The 16,091-nt window shown below is 34.7% G+C and carries 14 protein-coding genes; 6 read left to right on the top strand and 8 right to left on the bottom strand.

Annotated elements, in window-relative coordinates; all coding sequences use genetic code 11:
- Positions 1-179 precede the first annotated feature (179 nt).
- A complete protein-coding gene (locus tag AC0OM3_RS27160; protein WP_061883773.1) occupies positions 180-911 on the top strand; it encodes a class I SAM-dependent DNA methyltransferase in 732 nt (243 codons plus the stop codon).
- A gap of 28 nt (positions 912-939) precedes the next feature.
- Here the strand turns inward: AC0OM3_RS27160 and AC0OM3_RS27155 are convergent, their stop codons facing one another.
- Genes AC0OM3_RS27155 through AC0OM3_RS27145 form a run of 3 tightly spaced genes read right to left on the bottom strand, consistent with a single transcriptional unit; the run spans position 940 to position 3,833 of the window.
- The gene (locus tag AC0OM3_RS27155; RefSeq protein ID WP_001167953.1) at positions 940-1,761 is read right to left on the bottom strand and encodes an ABC transporter ATP-binding protein; all 822 of its coding nucleotides are present in this window, start codon (positions 1,759-1,761) and stop codon (positions 940-942) included.
- A 12-nt stretch (positions 1,762-1,773) separates the two neighbouring features.
- Positions 1,774-2,832 (bottom strand): FecCD family ABC transporter permease, encoded by a 1,059-nt coding sequence (locus AC0OM3_RS27150; protein WP_000760057.1) that lies wholly within the window; start codon positions 2,830-2,832, stop codon positions 1,774-1,776.
- Entirely contained in the window at positions 2,829-3,833 is a 1,005-nt protein-coding gene (locus AC0OM3_RS27145; RefSeq protein WP_000925225.1) for a FecCD family ABC transporter permease, read from the bottom strand. The genes AC0OM3_RS27150 and AC0OM3_RS27145 overlap by 4 nt, the downstream gene beginning before the upstream one ends.
- A gap of 172 nt (positions 3,834-4,005) precedes the next feature.
- Here AC0OM3_RS27145 and AC0OM3_RS27140 point away from each other — a divergent pair, with 172 nt between their 5' ends.
- Together AC0OM3_RS27140 and AC0OM3_RS27135 are read left to right on the top strand one after the other, a co-directional pair.
- Positions 4,006-4,974, top strand: coding sequence for an ABC transporter substrate-binding protein (locus tag AC0OM3_RS27140; RefSeq protein WP_001010268.1), 969 nt, complete (start codon positions 4,006-4,008; stop codon positions 4,972-4,974).
- Positions 4,975-5,353: 379 nt separating this feature from the next.
- On the top strand, positions 5,354-6,703 hold the full coding sequence (locus AC0OM3_RS27135; RefSeq protein WP_000338314.1) for a peptide MFS transporter: 1,350 nt from the start codon (positions 5,354-5,356) through the stop codon (positions 6,701-6,703).
- Between the two features lie 37 nt (positions 6,704-6,740).
- Here AC0OM3_RS27135 and AC0OM3_RS27130 read toward each other — a convergent pair whose 3' ends face one another.
- Positions 6,741-6,920, bottom strand: a complete 180-nt coding sequence (locus tag AC0OM3_RS27130) for an acid-soluble spore protein H (RefSeq protein WP_000382679.1) — start codon at positions 6,918-6,920, stop codon at positions 6,741-6,743.
- A 191-nt stretch (positions 6,921-7,111) separates the two neighbouring features.
- Positions 7,112-7,399, bottom strand: coding sequence for an ArsR/SmtB family transcription factor (locus AC0OM3_RS27125; RefSeq protein ID WP_000081428.1), 288 nt, complete (start codon positions 7,397-7,399; stop codon positions 7,112-7,114).
- Between the two features lie 816 nt (positions 7,400-8,215).
- On the opposite strand from AC0OM3_RS27125, the gene AC0OM3_RS27120 reads away from it, so the two are divergent.
- Positions 8,216-9,835 (top strand): L-lactate permease, encoded by a 1,620-nt coding sequence (locus AC0OM3_RS27120; RefSeq protein ID WP_000109096.1) that lies wholly within the window; start codon positions 8,216-8,218, stop codon positions 9,833-9,835.
- Positions 9,836-9,874: 39 nt separating this feature from the next.
- Here the strand turns inward: AC0OM3_RS27120 and aspA are convergent, their stop codons facing one another.
- From aspA to gloA2, 3 genes are all read right to left on the bottom strand, one after another.
- Positions 9,875-11,308, bottom strand: coding sequence for an aspartate ammonia-lyase (aspA, locus tag AC0OM3_RS27115; protein ID WP_474213269.1), 1,434 nt, complete (start codon positions 11,306-11,308; stop codon positions 9,875-9,877).
- Positions 11,309-11,481: 173 nt separating this feature from the next.
- The gene (locus AC0OM3_RS27110; protein ID WP_000353330.1) at positions 11,482-12,780 is read right to left on the bottom strand and encodes a hemolysin family protein; all 1,299 of its coding nucleotides are present in this window, start codon (positions 12,778-12,780) and stop codon (positions 11,482-11,484) included.
- A gap of 109 nt (positions 12,781-12,889) precedes the next feature.
- Positions 12,890-13,276 (bottom strand): SMU1112c/YaeR family gloxylase I-like metalloprotein, encoded by a 387-nt coding sequence (gloA2, locus tag AC0OM3_RS27105; RefSeq protein WP_474213268.1) that lies wholly within the window; start codon positions 13,274-13,276, stop codon positions 12,890-12,892.
- Between the two features lie 91 nt (positions 13,277-13,367).
- Here gloA2 and AC0OM3_RS27100 point away from each other — a divergent pair, with 91 nt between their 5' ends.
- Together AC0OM3_RS27100 and AC0OM3_RS27095 are read left to right on the top strand one after the other, a co-directional pair.
- Entirely contained in the window at positions 13,368-14,546 is a 1,179-nt protein-coding gene (locus AC0OM3_RS27100; RefSeq protein WP_000668864.1) for a NupC/NupG family nucleoside CNT transporter, read from the top strand.
- A gap of 333 nt (positions 14,547-14,879) precedes the next feature.
- Positions 14,880-15,896 (top strand): LCP family protein, encoded by a 1,017-nt coding sequence (locus tag AC0OM3_RS27095; protein WP_140335636.1) that lies wholly within the window; start codon positions 14,880-14,882, stop codon positions 15,894-15,896.
- Positions 15,897-16,091: the final 195 nt, after the last annotated feature.

The following is a 16,091-nucleotide window of genomic DNA, read 5'->3' as shown; positions in this document are numbered from 1 at the left end:
TTGTCTTAATAGTTCCAATAATCCCTCTACTAGCTTAACACGTTTTCAGAATTTATTATAGAAAAATAGTTTAAAGTAACCGCTTACAATTTTAGATTATATATGATTCATTACAATAAATCTATGATTTACTTTTCATATTTGATAGAATTAAAAAAATATTTCGGGAGGTTTCAAACATGGCATTTACAGAATCTGATGTATACAATAACACAGCATTTTTCGAACAATATATGAAACGAAGATACCGAGAAAATAGCCCAAATGAATCCATTGAAAAACCAGTATTCTTTCAGCTCATTGGTCATGTACAAGGAAAACAAATTCTCGATTTAGGCTGTGGTGACGCTAAGTTTGGCGCGGAATTATTAGAAAAGGGATGCCACTCTTACACCGGCATTGAAGGCTCCGAATTTATGTATGAAAAAGCTAAAAAACAACTAGAAAATAAAAATGGATCTGTTCATTTTTTAAACCTCAAAGATTATACCTACCCCTCTTCCACTTTTGATTTAGTAACATCTAGACTCGCCTTACATTATATTGAACATCTTGATACCATTTTTCAAAAAGTGTTTCAAACTTTAAAAACAAATGGCACCTTTACCTTTAGCGTTCAACATCCCGTAATTACTTCTTCGTTTGAAAGCTTACAAACAAGTGGTAAAAGAACGAGTTGGCTCGTCGATCATTACTTTAAACTAGGCAAACGGGTTGAACCATGGATTGACCAAGAAGTTATTAAATATCATCGTACAACGGAACAGTATTTCACATTATTACAGCAAGCTGGATTTACCATTACATCATTAAAAGAAGCTACACCAAATTCAACCTATTTTCAAAATGAAGAAGAGTATAAACGTCGCTTACGAATTCCTCTCTTTCTCTTATTTTCTTGTACAAAATAAAAAAAACGATGAATCACTCATCGTTTTTTTATCTCATTGCCTGGGCAACTTCTTTAACTACACGTCTTCCTCTTCCGTGCGGGATACAAAGTGGTGTTCCAAACAACGGATCCGTACTAATTTGACACTCCATTCGGAATACATCACGTACTAGTTTCTCATCTACCACTTCTTCAGGTTTACCTTGTGCATATATTTGTTTATCTTGAATTGCTACAATGTTATCTGCATAGCGGCATGCCAAATTTAGATCATGTAATACCATAACAATTGTTCTTTGTTCTGTTTCATTTAATTCGAATAATAAATCTAGCACTTCAATTTGGTGAGTCATATCTAAGTATGTAGTTGGCTCATCCAGTAAAATAATATCTGTATCTTGTGCAAGTGTCATTGCGATCCAAGCACGTTGACGTTGTCCACCTGAAAGGGCATGCACATCTCGCTCAGCAAATTCTGTCATACCTGTTGCTGCAAGTGCCTTCTGTACCATTTCCTCGTCTTTTTCTGACCATTGCTTCAGCCATGTTTGATATGGATAACGCCCTTGCTTTACAAGTTGTAATACTGTAAGTCCTTCTGGTGCTTGTGGTCCTTGCGGTAAAATCGCCATTTGACGAGCAATTTGCTTCGTTTGCATACTTTGAATTGCTTGATTATCTAACAAAATATCACCATTTGTTGGCTTTAATAATCTGGCTAGTGAACGTAATAAAGTTGATTTCCCGCAACCGTTAGAACCAATAAAAATTGTAATTTCTCCTTTTGGAATTTCTAAGTTCAGCTCATCAATAATAATTGTTTCACCATAAGACAACGTCAAGCGTTTCGTCTCCAATGCTTTTTGCATATTCATCTCCCTTTATGAATTCCGACTTTTATAAAGTAAATAAATAAAATAAGGTGCACCAATTGCTGATGTAAATACCCCTGCTGGAATTTCAAGTGGTGTGAAAATTGTACGCCCTATTAAATCTGCAGCAAGTACTAGAATTGCACCGACAATAGCTGCAACTGGGAGTAATGCACCGTATAAAGAACCAACTAATCTTCGTGAAATATGTGGTGCCATTAAACCGACAAATCCAATCCCTCCGGCAAAAGCTACCGCACCACCAATTAAAGCTGTACTAAGTAATAACATAAATACACGCGACTTTGTTAAAGGAACCCCAAGTCCTACCGCTATATCATCCCCTAGCTCTTGTGCATTTAAATGCCTAGCTGCGATAAATGATATTACTGTTAAAATGAGAACCCAAGGCGCAAGTACCATAACATTTTGCCAAGAAGATCCGTAAACGGTACCTGTAATCCATACATTCGCTTGACTCGCTTGATAAATTGGTGCTAATAACATAAACAAAGTCGTTGCCGCCTTCGTTAATGCCCAAAATCCAACACCAATTAAAACGAGACTAATTGGTGATAATCCATCATTTTTCCATGCAAATAAGTATACAAAAACCGCTACAATCGTTGCTCCTGCAAAAGCTGCGAGCGGCATATAATGAATACTTACCGTTAGTGCATTATTTTTATCACTAAATAGCGCTAAAAATAATACAACTGCGACACTTGCCCCGCCCGTAATCCCGATGATATCAGGAGAAGCAAGTGGATTTCGAACGAGCCCTTGTAAAATACAGCCCGCTACCGCAAGCGCAATTCCTACAAGGATAGCAATTAAAATACGTGGCATACGAAACTTATTTACAACCATGTTAGACATCGCATCGCCATTTCCGGTAATTGCTTGCCATACGTCATAAGGAGCAATTTTCATGTCTCCCATACCTGCGCTCGCAAAGAATAATCCTATTAAAACAACTAGTAAACTTAACAAGACGAGACAAGCTCGTTTATACATTAAAAACGAGAGCTCGCCTTTTCCTATACGAAACGGAATATATTTCTTCATTTGCTAAGCCCTCTCTTACGTGCAATATAAATAAAGAACGGTGCTCCAATAAATGCTGTCATAACTCCCACTGGTACTTCTTGTGGCATAATGACATATCTTGCTGCTATATCAGCCAATATTAGTAGTATTGCACCTAACAATCCGCTATAGGGCACTCTCCATCTGTGGTCAACTCCAACAAGAAATCTAGCAAAATGCGGAGTAATAATTCCAATAAATCCAATTGGGCCAGCAACCGCAACTGAACCACCAGACAACAGTACAATAATAAGTAACACGAACGATTTCATTAAAATTGTTCGTTGTCCAAGTCCTTTCGCGACGTCTTCTCCCATCATCAATGTATTTACTTTCCCTGCCATCATAAGAGATGCAATCCATCCTATTAATAAATACGGGAATACAGATTGTAAAATTTCTAACTTTCTCCCTTGCACAGATCCAGCAAGCCAAAATAATACCTCTTCAAGTGCTTTTTCATTTAACACAAGTAATCCTTGTGTTAATGATGAAAATAACGCACTAATTGCGACCCCTGCTAACGTTAACTTAAGAGGAGTAGTCCCTTCTTTTCCTAAAGAACTAGAAGCAAATACAAGTACAGCTGCAACCGCCGCTCCTAAAAAAGCAATCCATGTGAAAGCTGATAATGATGTCACGGAAAAGATTACAATTGCTACAACTATGAAGAACGCAGCACCTGAATTTAATCCAATAAAATCTGGAGAAGCAAGTGGATTCTTCGTTAAAGTTTGCATAAGACAACCAGCAATGGCTAAACTAGCACCAACACTAGCTGCAATTAACGCCCTAGGCAGACGTACATTTTCAATAATAATATGTTCATTGGAACCGTTAAAATGGAAAAAAGCATCCAATGCTAGTTTCCAACTCGTATTTGTATATCCGAAAATAATACTTCCCCAAATACAAATGACGACTGCAATGATTCCAACAAATAATCCAATCCATTTTGCTCGATTTGTTTTTAATAACATGCAGCGTTTCCCCTTCAATGTATAATGATACGTTGTTAGTGTATTTCAACTTAATTCTCATTGTCAACGGAAATGAGAATTATTTTCACCCATATATATTGACAATTAAAAGATAAAGGCTTAATATCATGCTTGCTATTGAAAAATATTCTCAACATATAGGGGGTACATAATGAATTTCATGCGGAAGAAATCGTTTACAGTATTTGTATTTTTACTAGCATTTTCAATGCTTTTAAGCGCTTGTGGAAAATCAAATAACAAAGAAGAATCTCCAAAAGAAGATACTAAAAAAGAAGTGGTTACTGTAGAACATGCAATGGGTAAAACAGAAGTTCCTGCTAATCCAAAACGTGTAGTTATCTTAACAAATGAAGGAACTGAAGCTTTACTTGAATTAGGTGTGAAACCAGTTGGTGCTGTAAAGTCTTGGACTGGTGACCCATGGTATCCACATATTAAGGATAAAATGAAAGATGTAAAAGTTGTTGGTGATGAAGGACAAGTTAACGTTGAAACAATCGCTTCTTTAAAACCAGACTTAATTATCGGTAACAAAATGCGCCACGAAAAAGTGTACGAACAACTAAAAGCAATTGCACCTACTGTGTTCTCAGAAACATTACGTGGTGAATGGAAAGATAACTTCAAATTTTATGCAAAAGCATTAAATAAAGAAAAAGAAGGTCAAAAAGTTGTAGCTGATTACGAATCACGTATGAAAGATTTAAAAGGCAAACTTGGCGATAAAGTAAATCAAGAAATCTCTATGGTTCGTTTCATGCCTGGTGATGTTCGTATTTATCATGGCGATACATTCTCTGGTGTTATTTTAAAAGAACTTGGATTTAAACGTCCTGGAGATCAAAATAAAGATGATTTTGCAGAGCGTAACGTATCTAAAGAGCGTATTTCTGCTATGGATGGTGACGTATTATTCTACTTCACATTCGATAAAGGAAATGAGAAAAAAGGATCTGAACTAGAAAAAGAATATATAAACGATCCTCTATTTAAAAATTTAAATGCCGTAAAGAATGGTAAAGCATACAAAGTCGACGATGTTATTTGGAATACAGCTGGCGGTGTAATGGCTGCTAACCTATTACTAGATGACATCGAAAAGCGCTTTGTTAAATAATATTTCCTTAACCAGCTCCCTTCTATGGAGCTGGTTATTTTTCAATTCACTTAAATGTCACATTATTTCGTTTTGTATTTTTATTCCCAATATGTTATATTATAAAAGTAAATAGAGTATATTTTCTTTATATCAGAATATTTTTTTAATCTAAATTTTCTGATTAATCACTATTTTATTTTCTTTTAGAATTCAATTATTACATTTGAAAACGCTTATCATCTCGTTTTCAGGGCAAAATACAGTAACGGTTGAAGAAAAATAGAACTTTTTTAGAAATTTTCTTTCTATTTCCATATAATTCTATTGACTTCTAAATATTTTGTAAATTAAAATGATTACATAAATATCCGTTATACAGGATTAGGGGGAAACAAAAATGGATGCAGCTTTAAAATTAGACAAAGCTGGAGAGCAACAATCACCAAAAAAACATCCACCAGGGTTATACTTGTTGTTCTTTACAGAGGCGTGGGAAAGATTTAGTTATTACGGAATGCGTGGCTTATTAGTTCTTTATTTAACAACGAGCTTAGTAAGCGGCGGTTTAGGATTTGATAAAGCAGTTGCAGTTCAAATTTACGGTATTTTCACAATGCTTGTATATTTCACACCTATTATTGGTGGTTGGTTAACTGACCATTTCATTACGAAGCGACATGCCATTACTATTGGTGGTATCATCATGGCAATTGGTAACTTTGTATTATTCTCAATGAACACAAAAACTGGACTTTTCTTAGGATTAGGATTATTAGTTATTGGTAACGGATTCTTCAAACCAAATATTTCGACTTTATTAGGTCAATTATATAGCGAAAATGATTCTCGTCGTGATAGTGCCTTCACTATCTTCTACATGGGGATTAACTTAGGAGCTCTTATCGCTCCATTCATTTGCGGTTACTTCGCAGATTATAGATACGGTTTCTTAACAGCTTGTATCGGTATGATTATTGGGCAGCTTGCCTTTAATTTCTTAGCACCTCGTTACTTAGGGTCTATCGGAACAACTGTTGTAGGTAAACAATCTAAAGAAAAAAATGCAAAAGCAATTGAGAAAAAACCTTTAACAACACAAGAGAAAAAACGTACTGCTGCAATTTTAATTTTAACTTGTTTCGTAGTATTCTTCTGGGCAGGATTTGAGCAAGCTGGTAGTTCTTTAACACTTTACACAGATAAGTTCGTAGATCGTACAATCGGTGGATTTACAATTCCAACACCTTGGTTCCAATCTGTAAACCCACTATTCATTATCTTACTAGCATTACCTGTTTCTGCGTTATGGATTAAGCTTTCAAAAACAAAAAATGGTGATTTGAAAATCCCAACAAAAATGGCATTAGGCATGATTTTACTAGGGATTGGATATTTAGTTCTAACTTTAGCTGTTTTAAAAACTGGTAGCGATGAAGGTAACATTACAATGAAAGCAAATTTACTATTCATTGTATTCACTTACATGTTCCACACAATCGGTGAGTTATTCTTATCACCAATCGGATTATCTATGGTAAGTGCAATCGCTCCTGTTAAATTAGCATCATTATTAATGGGTGTATGGTTAGCTGGTACTGGCTTCGCAAACTTATTAGCAGGACAATTAGCCGCTTTCACTCAATCTTTAGGATATTTAGAAGTATTCGCAAGCATCGGTATTATCGTAATTGTACTGGGATTAGTACTTCTGATGTTCTCTAAGAAAATTGCACATATGATGGAATAACAAAAAGACGCTTCTAAAATTAGAAGCGTCTTTTTTATTATTTCTCCTCTAAAGCTGTCACGTCCACATGAACGCTCTCACCAGGATTAGATACATCATACACTTGAGCACTCCCCTTCTGCTCATCACAGCTCTCAATCCATACTGGTACGCCCTCATATGTAACGTCAATTCTACTTGAAGAAGATAAGATTTGTTTCACACGTTTCACATCCATACTACTATCCCTCCTTTTGCTTACTACACTCCTTTCTATTTTTTCTTTTCCTTTTAGAATATATTCGGTAAGGCAGCATGTTGATTAATAGTCATTTCTTCCTCACATGCTAATATTTACTCTCTCGCTACCTTTCTGACAAATAAAAAAAGACGTATATTACATACGTCTTTTTCCACAATATTCAAATTTTATGAAAATAATGTTTTTACTACCGCACTTACTTTATCATTATGAATTTGATAATACACTTCTAATCCTCGTCTTTCAAAGCGCACTACTTTATTTTGCTTTAACTTCGTTAAATGTTGTGAAACCGTTGATTGCGGAATTTCTAATACTTCCTGTAGTTGTGTTACATTACATGTTCCTCTTTGCATAAGTTCCATTACTAGACGTAGACGAAGTGGGTGAGCTAACGCTCTTAACATTTGTACATCTTCTTCTGAAATACGACATTCGAATTGATTTTGGCTCATAAAGTTCCCCTCATTTTCGTTTTTATTTGCGTTTTTATGTTCTTTTTATTTATTTATATATCTGTTCTTATATTTCCTGTTACGACATAACTTTATCAACCTATAAAGCCGAAAAATTTTTCCATCTTTATCAGCAAAAATTCAGGAAAAAATCCTTGCTGATTTTGAATATTATACTATATGATATAACGAAAAAGCAAAATAATGGCCTACGAATACTTTGCTTGCAAACGTTGTTTTATCAGGCTTTTTGTTATATTTTCACCTCATTGAAATGCACAGTAACGGTATTGTAAAATACCGTCTATAATTGATAACCTATCGTAATGTAGTTGAACTATAATTAACCTCTTTGTTACGTTAAAAGGAATTTTCAGTAAAAAGAGATGATGTGATATTAAAAATTTGTTTCTAATTTTTTATTCGTATTGCAAGCGGTTGGACTGTTGTGCAAAACTTCCTATTAAATCCACTCAACGTGCCTCCCTCACTAGATCAAACAGGACAGATAAATGCATATATTAAACTTTATACTCGATATAAAAGACAGCATCTAATATACACCAGAGAACATGCCATCTGAATAAGCAAAATAATATGCAAATAGTTTATACAGCACACTTAAATTCATTTGAGTGTGTTTTTTGTCTACTTTATGAACAAAGCTTTTCTTTTAACACTATTATGGAATAATTATACTTTTTTACGTTGACAATAGTGTTGAAGGAGAATATACTAAGCATGTAAGTTGATTGTGAATAGTTTCACAAATAATGTGAATTTCTTCACATATAATAGATAGGAGTTGTCATTATTATGAGTACTTGGACACAAATTTATGACCCATTAAACAATATTTGGTTATCTGCACTAATCGCAGCACTTCCAATCTTTTGTTTCATCATTTGTTTAATGGGATTCAAAATGAAAAGTTACATGGCTGGTCTTTATAGTGTGATCGTCGCTATTATCCTTGCAATATTTGTTTATAAAATGCCAGCAACAGTAGCTGTAGCATCTGCCGGATTCGGTGTTTTATCTGGATTTTATCCAATTTGTACTATCGTTATCGCCGCAATTTTCCTTTACAAATTAACTGTTAAAACAGAGCAATTCAATATTATTCGCGATAGTATTTCAAGCATTACAAATGATCAACGTTTACAAGTATTATTAATCGCTTATTCTTTCGGTGCTTTCTTAGAAGGCGCAGCTGGTCTAGGGGTTCCAGTTGCTATTACAGCTGCACTACTTGTGGGTATGGGCTTTAATCCATTAAAAGCAGCAGGTATTTGTTTAGTAGCTAATATTGCTGGTGGTGCTATGGGTGCTATGGGTATTCCAGTTACAGTGCCAGCACAATTAACTCAACTTGACGCATTAACTATTGGTCGTCAAACTGTTCTTATTTTACCTTTCATTAGTATTATTTTACCTTTCTTACTTGTTTCAATGGTCGATGGAATTAAAGGTATTAAAGAAACTTGGCAAGGTATTCTTGTAAGTGGTGTTTCTTTCGCTATTACTCAATTCGCTGTAACTTACTTCTTAGGTGCAGAACTTACTAATATTTTCGCAGCAGTTGTAAGTATGATTGCTCTTGCATTATTCTTACGTGTTTGGCAACCAAAATCTTCTACTAAAGAAGAAAAACAAGAAACTAAAGTATCACATACATTCAATCAAATTTTATATGCTTGGTCTCCATTCGTATTCTTAACTGCATTTGTAACAATCTTTAACTTAAAACCGATTAAAGCTTTATTTGCTCCAGATGGTGCGTTAGCAAACTTAGTATTTAACATTCAGTTCCCTGGTCTTCATAATGCTGTTATGAAAACTACACCAATTACAAAAGCTGATACACCTTTCGCAGCTGTTTTCAAATTTGATGTATTCTCTTCTACAACTACTGCGATTGTACTAGCAATTATCGTTTCACTTATTGTTTACCGCGTAAAAGGTAAAATGGTTAAAGAATTAATGATTGAAACAATGAAAGAATTAAAAGCTCCAGTATATACAATTTGTAGCGTTATCGCTTTGGCTTACGTAGAGAACTACTCTGGTATGTCATCTACACTTGGACTTGCATTCTCTTCTACTGGTAATGCATTCCCAGTTCTTTCTCCAATCTTAGGATGGATTGGCGTATTCATTACAGGTTCAGTAGTTTCAAGTGGTTCTTTATTCGCACCACTTCAAGCAGTAACAGCAGACCAGTTAAACATCGTTCCTTCTACACTCGTTGCCTTAAACGTAGTAGGTGGTACAATGGCAAAAATGGTTTCACCACAATCTGTAGCAGTTGCTTGTGCCGCAGTTGGACTAGTTGGTAAAGAATCTGCTCTATTTAAAACAGCAATGAAATACAGTTTAATCTTCTTAGCTGTTATTAGCTTACTTCAATTAAACGCTGTATTTAATATCTTTTAAAACTAAAACACCGATCCAAGAGGATCGGTGTTTTTCACATTACATTTTTTTATTTTTTAATAAAGAAGCTCCAGCAATTTCAGGGTGAGTCATTTCGAATGGATCTAAAATAATATCCAATTCCTCTTCTGTCAGTACACCATGTTCTAAACATAACTCCCTAACAGATTTTCCTGTTTCAATTGCTTCACGTGCAATACGAGATGCTACTTCATAACCAATATGAGGATTTACTGCTGTAATAATTCCAACACTTTTCTCAACATATTGCTTCAGCAATTCTTCATTTGCCGTAATTCCTTCAATACAATATTCACGGAATACACGGAATCCATTATTCATAATACTAATAGATTGAATTAAATTAAATACAAGCACAGGCTCCATTACGTTTAACTCTAATTGTCCTGCTTCTGATGCTAAGCAAATTGTATGATCGTTTCCAATTACTTGGAATGCGACTTGGTTAATCACTTCTGCCATAACTGGATTTACTTTTCCTGGCATAATCGATGAACCTGGCTGACGTGCTGGCAATTGAATTTCAGCTAACCCAACACGTGGACCCGACGCCATAATACGAAGATCGTTTGCAATTTTAGACATGTTCATCATACATACTTTAAGTGCTGCAGATACTTCTGTGTATGCATCTGTATTTTGCGTTGCATCAACTAAATGCTCTGCACCAACAAGTGGGAATCCACTAAACGTTCTTAAATGTTTTACCACTTGTTCAATATACGTAGGATTTGCATTTAATCCTGTACCAACAGCTGTCGCGCCCATATTCACTTCATATAAATGTTGACGAGACTGTTTAATTCTTTTTATATCACGCGCAAGCACTCGGCTATACGCTTCAAATTCTTGTCCAAGGCGAATTGGAACTGCATCTTGTAAATGTGTGCGTCCCATTTTAATAACGTGATCAAACTCTTTTGCTTTTTTACGAAAAGCAGAATGAAGTTCTTCCATTGTTATAAGAAGCTTTTCTAACATCATAAGAGTTGCAATATGAATCCCTGTTGGAAACGCATCGTTCGTTGATTGGGCCATGTTCACATGAGTGTTTGGGCTAATTTTCGCATACGCACCTTTTTCATATCCCATAAGTTCTAACGCTCTATTCGCAATTACTTCATTTGTATTCATATTAATAGAAGTTCCGGCTCCGCCTTGAATAGGATCCACGATAAATTGATCATGAAACTTTCCATCAACAATTTCTTGCGCTGCTTCTGCAATTTCATGTCCAATGTCTTTAGCTAAGTAACCAGTGTCTATATTCGCAAGCGCCGCCGCTTTTTTCACAATTGCCATTGCTGTAATGAGTGATGGATGAATGCGATATCCTGTAATTGGGAAGTTTTCTACGGCACGTAATGTTTGTACACCATAATAAGCTGCACTTGGTACTTCTTTTTCACCTAAAAAATCTTTTTCTATACGTATATCCTTCGTTGCTATCATTTTTATCACCTATACTTTTTCATTCTAAATCCTTATCCAAAAAATCCGCCCTCTAAAAACACGAGTATCATTCAGAAGAATTTTTCAGTATCCACCTTCACTATATAGCACCTTTTTTGAAAGCGCAAACATTTATTTTTCTGTATATCCTTTTTATTAAAGTTTATAGAAAATCATTCTTCTACTTTCCTTATTTCCACTCGTTTAATTTGATGCATATCCTTTTCAAGGACTTTAAAATAAAAACCGTGTTTCTCAATAATATCTCCTTCAGCAACGATTTGTTTTTGTACCATAATCCAGCCACCAATTGTATCTACATCATCAGCAATTAAATGTATGCCAAGCAAATCATTTACTTCACTAATAAGCACTTTTCCCTCTACGATTTTATAACCTTCACTTACATGCTCTATAGGTGGATTCTCATCTTCATCGTATTCATCTCGAATTTCTCCAACAATTTCTTCTAAAATATCTTCTAGTGTAACAATCCCTGCTGTACCACCATATTCATCATACAATACAGCTAATGGAATGTGTTTTCTTTGCATTTGTAATAGTAAATCATGAATCGGAATATTTTCTAGCACTTCAATAACTGGCCTTGTATATGGCATAATCGAGCACTCCTCGTCCCGATTACCATCCATATACCGAATAAATAAATCTTTTACATTAACCATCCCAATAATTTCATCTTTATCTTCACCAAATACAGGATATCTCGTGTACTTTTCTTGCGCGATTACTTTAATATGTGTTTCAAATGGTTCGTCCTCATATAAGCCTACAACTTCCGTACGAGGTACCATAATTTCTTTTGCTACTCTATTATCAAATTCAAAAATATTATTTACATATTTAAATTCCCTTTGGTTAATCTCTCCGCTCTCATAGCTCTCAGATAAGATTAACCTTAATTCTTCTTCTGAATGAGCTACTTCATGTTCAGAAGCTGGATGTAATCCGAATAAACCAGTTACACCCCTCGCTGAACCATTCAAAGCCCAAATAAACGGATACATAACTCGGTAAAAATAAATAAGTGGTTTCGATAACAATAAGCTAACTTGTTCTGCTTTTTGTATAGCAAATGTCTTTGGAGCAAGTTCCCCAATGACAACATGTAAAAATGTAATTACTGCAAAGGCAATAATAAATGAAACTGTACTAGAAATTGCAGGTGAGAATTGCAATTTTAAAAACAACGGTTCGAGTAAATGTTTAATAGTTGGTTCCCCTAACCACCCGAGCCCTAAAGCAGTAATTGTAATACCTAGCTGACAGGCCGATAAATATTCATCTAAATTTGTAGTTACCTTTTTTGCTGCCAGTGCACCTCGTCTTTTTTCACTAACGAGTTGATCAATACGACTGCTACGTACCTTAATAATTGCAAATTCAACAGCCACAAAAAATGCTGTTAACCCAATAAGAAGGACTACCATCAATAATTTTAAAATATCCACATATGCTCTTTAGCTTTCTTAGCTAAAGTTACACCTCCTTTTTAAAAAGAAGTTTCACTTTAGTTTCTTCAATTATTGGACAGCAACTCTATATAAAATCCACCAATTTTCAAATCTCATACAATTCTAAAGGTAAAGCATCAGGGTCTTGGAAAAAGACGAATTTCTTCCCCGTTATTTCATCAATACGGATCGGTTCGGTCTCAACACCACATTGATTTAAATGCTTCATAGCTTCTTCTATATTTGTAACAGCAAATGCTAAATGTCTAAGACCGGCTGCTTCTGGAAAACTTTTGCGCTCAGGTGGATTTGAAAATGAAAATAATTCGATTTGATACTCTTCTCCTACACATAAATCTAATTTATAAGAATCTCGTTCCTTTCTATATACTTCATTCATTTCTTTAAACCCTAATATTCTAGTATAAAAATCCTTTGACGTCTCATAATTCGAACAAATAATTGCAACGTGATGCACTCTACATATATTCATACTCTCTCTATTCCTTTCTTTACCAAAGATGCATATTCTCCCTTGAAATGAAAAACATATATAGCAGAATATCTCTTTTAGGGGGCTTACCATGAAATTCATTACTTTTTTCGTCGGACTAATTGTTGTTTTCTTGCTCGCTTATATCGCTAGCAATAATAAGAAGCATATTAAATTTAAACCAATTTTTATCATGCTCATTATACAGTTAATTTTAACCTATTTACTATTAAATACAGAAATCGGCCTCATACTTATTAGAATCATTTCCAGTTTGTTTACCAAACTACTCGAGTATGCTGCTGATGGAATAAATTTCGTATTTGGTGGACTTGCAAATAAAGGTGAAATGCCATTTTTCCTTAATGTATTATTACCAATCGTCTTTATTTCTGTTTTAATTGGTATATTACAACATTTCAAAATACTACCATTTTTCATTCATTGGATCGGGTACTTTCTTAGTAAAATAAATGGTCTTGGGAAATTAGAATCTTACAACGCTATTGCTTCTGCCATTGTCGGCCAATCCGAAGTTTTCATTACAGTGAAAAAGCAATTAGCTCAAATTCCAAAACACCGTCTTTATACACTTTGTGCCTCTGCTATGTCAACCGTATCTATGTCTATCGTAGGTGCCTATATGACAATGATTGAACCTAAATATGTAGTAACTGCACTCGTTCTCAATTTATTTAGCGGTTTTATTATCGTACTCATCATTAACCCTTACGACGTTAAAGATGACGAAGATATTTTAGAAATCAAAGGTGAAAAACAAAGCTTTTTTGAAATGCTTGGAGAATACATTCTTGATGGTTTTCGTGTAGCCATTGTTGTCGGCGCTATGCTCATCGGGTTCGTCGCATTAATTAGTTGTATTAATGACCTGTTCCTCATTATATTCGGTATTACGTTCCAACAATTAATCGGCTATGTATTTGCACCTATCGCATTCCTTATCGGTGTACCAAGTTCTGAAATTGTCGCAGCTGGCAGTATTATGGCAACAAAGCTTGTAACGAATGAATTTGTCGCAATGATGGACCTTAGTAAAATTTCTAATAGCCTTTCTCCCCGTACAGTTGGTATTATTTCTGTTTTCCTTGTGTCTTTTGCCAATTTTTCTTCCATTGGTATTATTTCAGGTGCGGTAAAAGGACTAAACGAAGAACAAGGAAACGTTGTTGCGAGGTTTGGCCTTAAATTACTATATGGAGCTACTCTCGTTAGTATTTTATCTGCAATTATCGTAAGCATTATGTTGTAATTAGGTAAAATTTTATCATTTTCTTATCCCTATCTTTTGTATACAATAACGAATAGATGTCTTATACAGTGAAACTTTACTCAGAGGGGGCTATCCCCCCTCTGAGTATTAGCCTTCACCAATCGGGCTTTTACGGGCAGTTAACTCCCACCTAACTTCCTTGCATTCGCTGGACTTTGAGGTGGGAGTTTTACTGCCCGTTAATGCGGGATAAATAATCAAGACATCTATTTTTTATACATGTACAATCGCTTTTATTTAGCGTAAAATATTTTTTATGTGTTTGAGTACACTTCTAAATGTATACACTTTGATAGTTTTAAAGGAGAAAAAATGATGAAATCCGACACGAACAACAATACGCGAGCCAAAAAAGGACGCTCAAAGAAAAAACGCCTACTTTGGTTCCTTCTTATTCCATTACTAATTGTAGCACTTGGAGCAGGAGGCTACTCCTTCCATATATACAGTAAAGCAAAGTCCGTCTTAAATAATGCTTATGCTGAACTAGGTCGAGGAGATAAGTCCAGTAAACGTGAAAAAGCTGTTAAACCTATGACCGATAATATTTCTGTACTAATTATGGGTGTTGATGAAAGTGATATTAGGGAAAAAGGTTATGGAAAAGCAACTCGAACAGATGCGTTATTACTTGCAACAATTAATAAAAACGATAAATCCGTTAAACTTGTAAGCATTCCACGTGACTCACGCGTCTACATTAAATCACGTGATAAATACGATAAAATCACACATGCGCACGTATTCGGTGGTGTAGACAGCACAATTGATACGGTAGAGAACTTTTTAGATGTTCCAGTTGACTACTATGTAAAATTCAATTTTAAATCATTTATTAAAATTGTTGATTCTCTTGGTGGTATTACTGTAGACGTTCCAGTTGAGTTCACAGAGCAAAATAGTAAAGATGAAGCAGATGCAATTCATCTAAAAAAAGGACGTCAACATTTAAATGGAGAAGAGGCACTGGCACTAGCTAGAACTCGTCACATCGATAGTGATTATATGCGTGGCCAACGACAACAGCTTGTATTAGAGGCCATTGCTGAAAAGGCACTATCTCTTAATTCCATTAATAAAATCGGTGGCCTACTAGACGCTGTCGATAAAGATTTAAAAACCAATTTAACTTTTGATGATATGATGACAATTACAAAAAATTCAATGGATTCAAATTTAAAGATGGAAAAAATGCAAGTAGAAGGTACAGATAAATATATAGGTGGTATTTATTATTACGTTCCAAATGAAAAAAGCGTCGATACTATTTCAACTACCCTTCAAAAACATCTCGGTGTTACGAATAAAAATGAACATAAAAAAATATAATAAAAAGGCTGCTAGATCTTTCTAGACAGCCTTTTTATTATATTTTTCAACATATTTTTCATACACATTGTGACAAGAAGTGACAATTATTACAGCCGTGTAACATTTTTTATGAAAACATTACACACGCAGTGAAAATAATAGTATACTAGTACGTACATAATGTTATTTTCATCATTTTTATACAAAAAATGT

The organism is Bacillus sp. FAU20 (assembly GCF_056033865.1).
This window is presented reverse-complemented; position numbering and strand designations above follow the sequence as displayed.

Excerpts from the sequence above, each read along its gene's own strand:
- AC0OM3_RS27160 (WP_061883773.1), top strand. The coding sequence starts at position 180 with ATGGCATTTACAGAATCTGATGTATACAATAACACAGCATTTTTCGAA.
- AC0OM3_RS27155 (WP_001167953.1), bottom strand. The coding sequence starts at position 1,761 with ATGCAAAAAGCATTGGAGACGAAACGCTTGACGTTGTCTTATGGTGAA.
- AC0OM3_RS27150 (WP_000760057.1), bottom strand. The coding sequence starts at position 2,832 with ATGAAGAAATATATTCCGTTTCGTATAGGAAAAGGCGAGCTCTCGTTT.
- AC0OM3_RS27145 (WP_000925225.1), bottom strand. The coding sequence starts at position 3,833 with ATGTTATTAAAAACAAATCGAGCAAAATGGATTGGATTATTTGTTGGA.
- AC0OM3_RS27140 (WP_001010268.1), top strand. The coding sequence starts at position 4,006 with ATGAATTTCATGCGGAAGAAATCGTTTACAGTATTTGTATTTTTACTA.
- AC0OM3_RS27135 (WP_000338314.1), top strand. The coding sequence starts at position 5,354 with ATGGATGCAGCTTTAAAATTAGACAAAGCTGGAGAGCAACAATCACCA.
- AC0OM3_RS27130 (WP_000382679.1), bottom strand. The coding sequence starts at position 6,920 with ATGGATGTGAAACGTGTGAAACAAATCTTATCTTCTTCAAGTAGAATT.
- AC0OM3_RS27125 (WP_000081428.1), bottom strand. The coding sequence starts at position 7,399 with ATGAGCCAAAATCAATTCGAATGTCGTATTTCAGAAGAAGATGTACAA.
- AC0OM3_RS27120 (WP_000109096.1), top strand. The coding sequence starts at position 8,216 with ATGAGTACTTGGACACAAATTTATGACCCATTAAACAATATTTGGTTA.
- aspA (WP_474213269.1), bottom strand. The coding sequence starts at position 11,308 with ATGATAGCAACGAAGGATATACGTATAGAAAAAGATTTTTTAGGTGAA.
- gloA2 (WP_474213268.1), bottom strand. The coding sequence starts at position 13,276 with ATGAATATATGTAGAGTGCATCACGTTGCAATTATTTGTTCGAATTAT.
- AC0OM3_RS27100 (WP_000668864.1), top strand. The coding sequence starts at position 13,368 with ATGAAATTCATTACTTTTTTCGTCGGACTAATTGTTGTTTTCTTGCTC.
- AC0OM3_RS27095 (WP_140335636.1), top strand. The coding sequence starts at position 14,880 with ATGATGAAATCCGACACGAACAACAATACGCGAGCCAAAAAAGGACGC.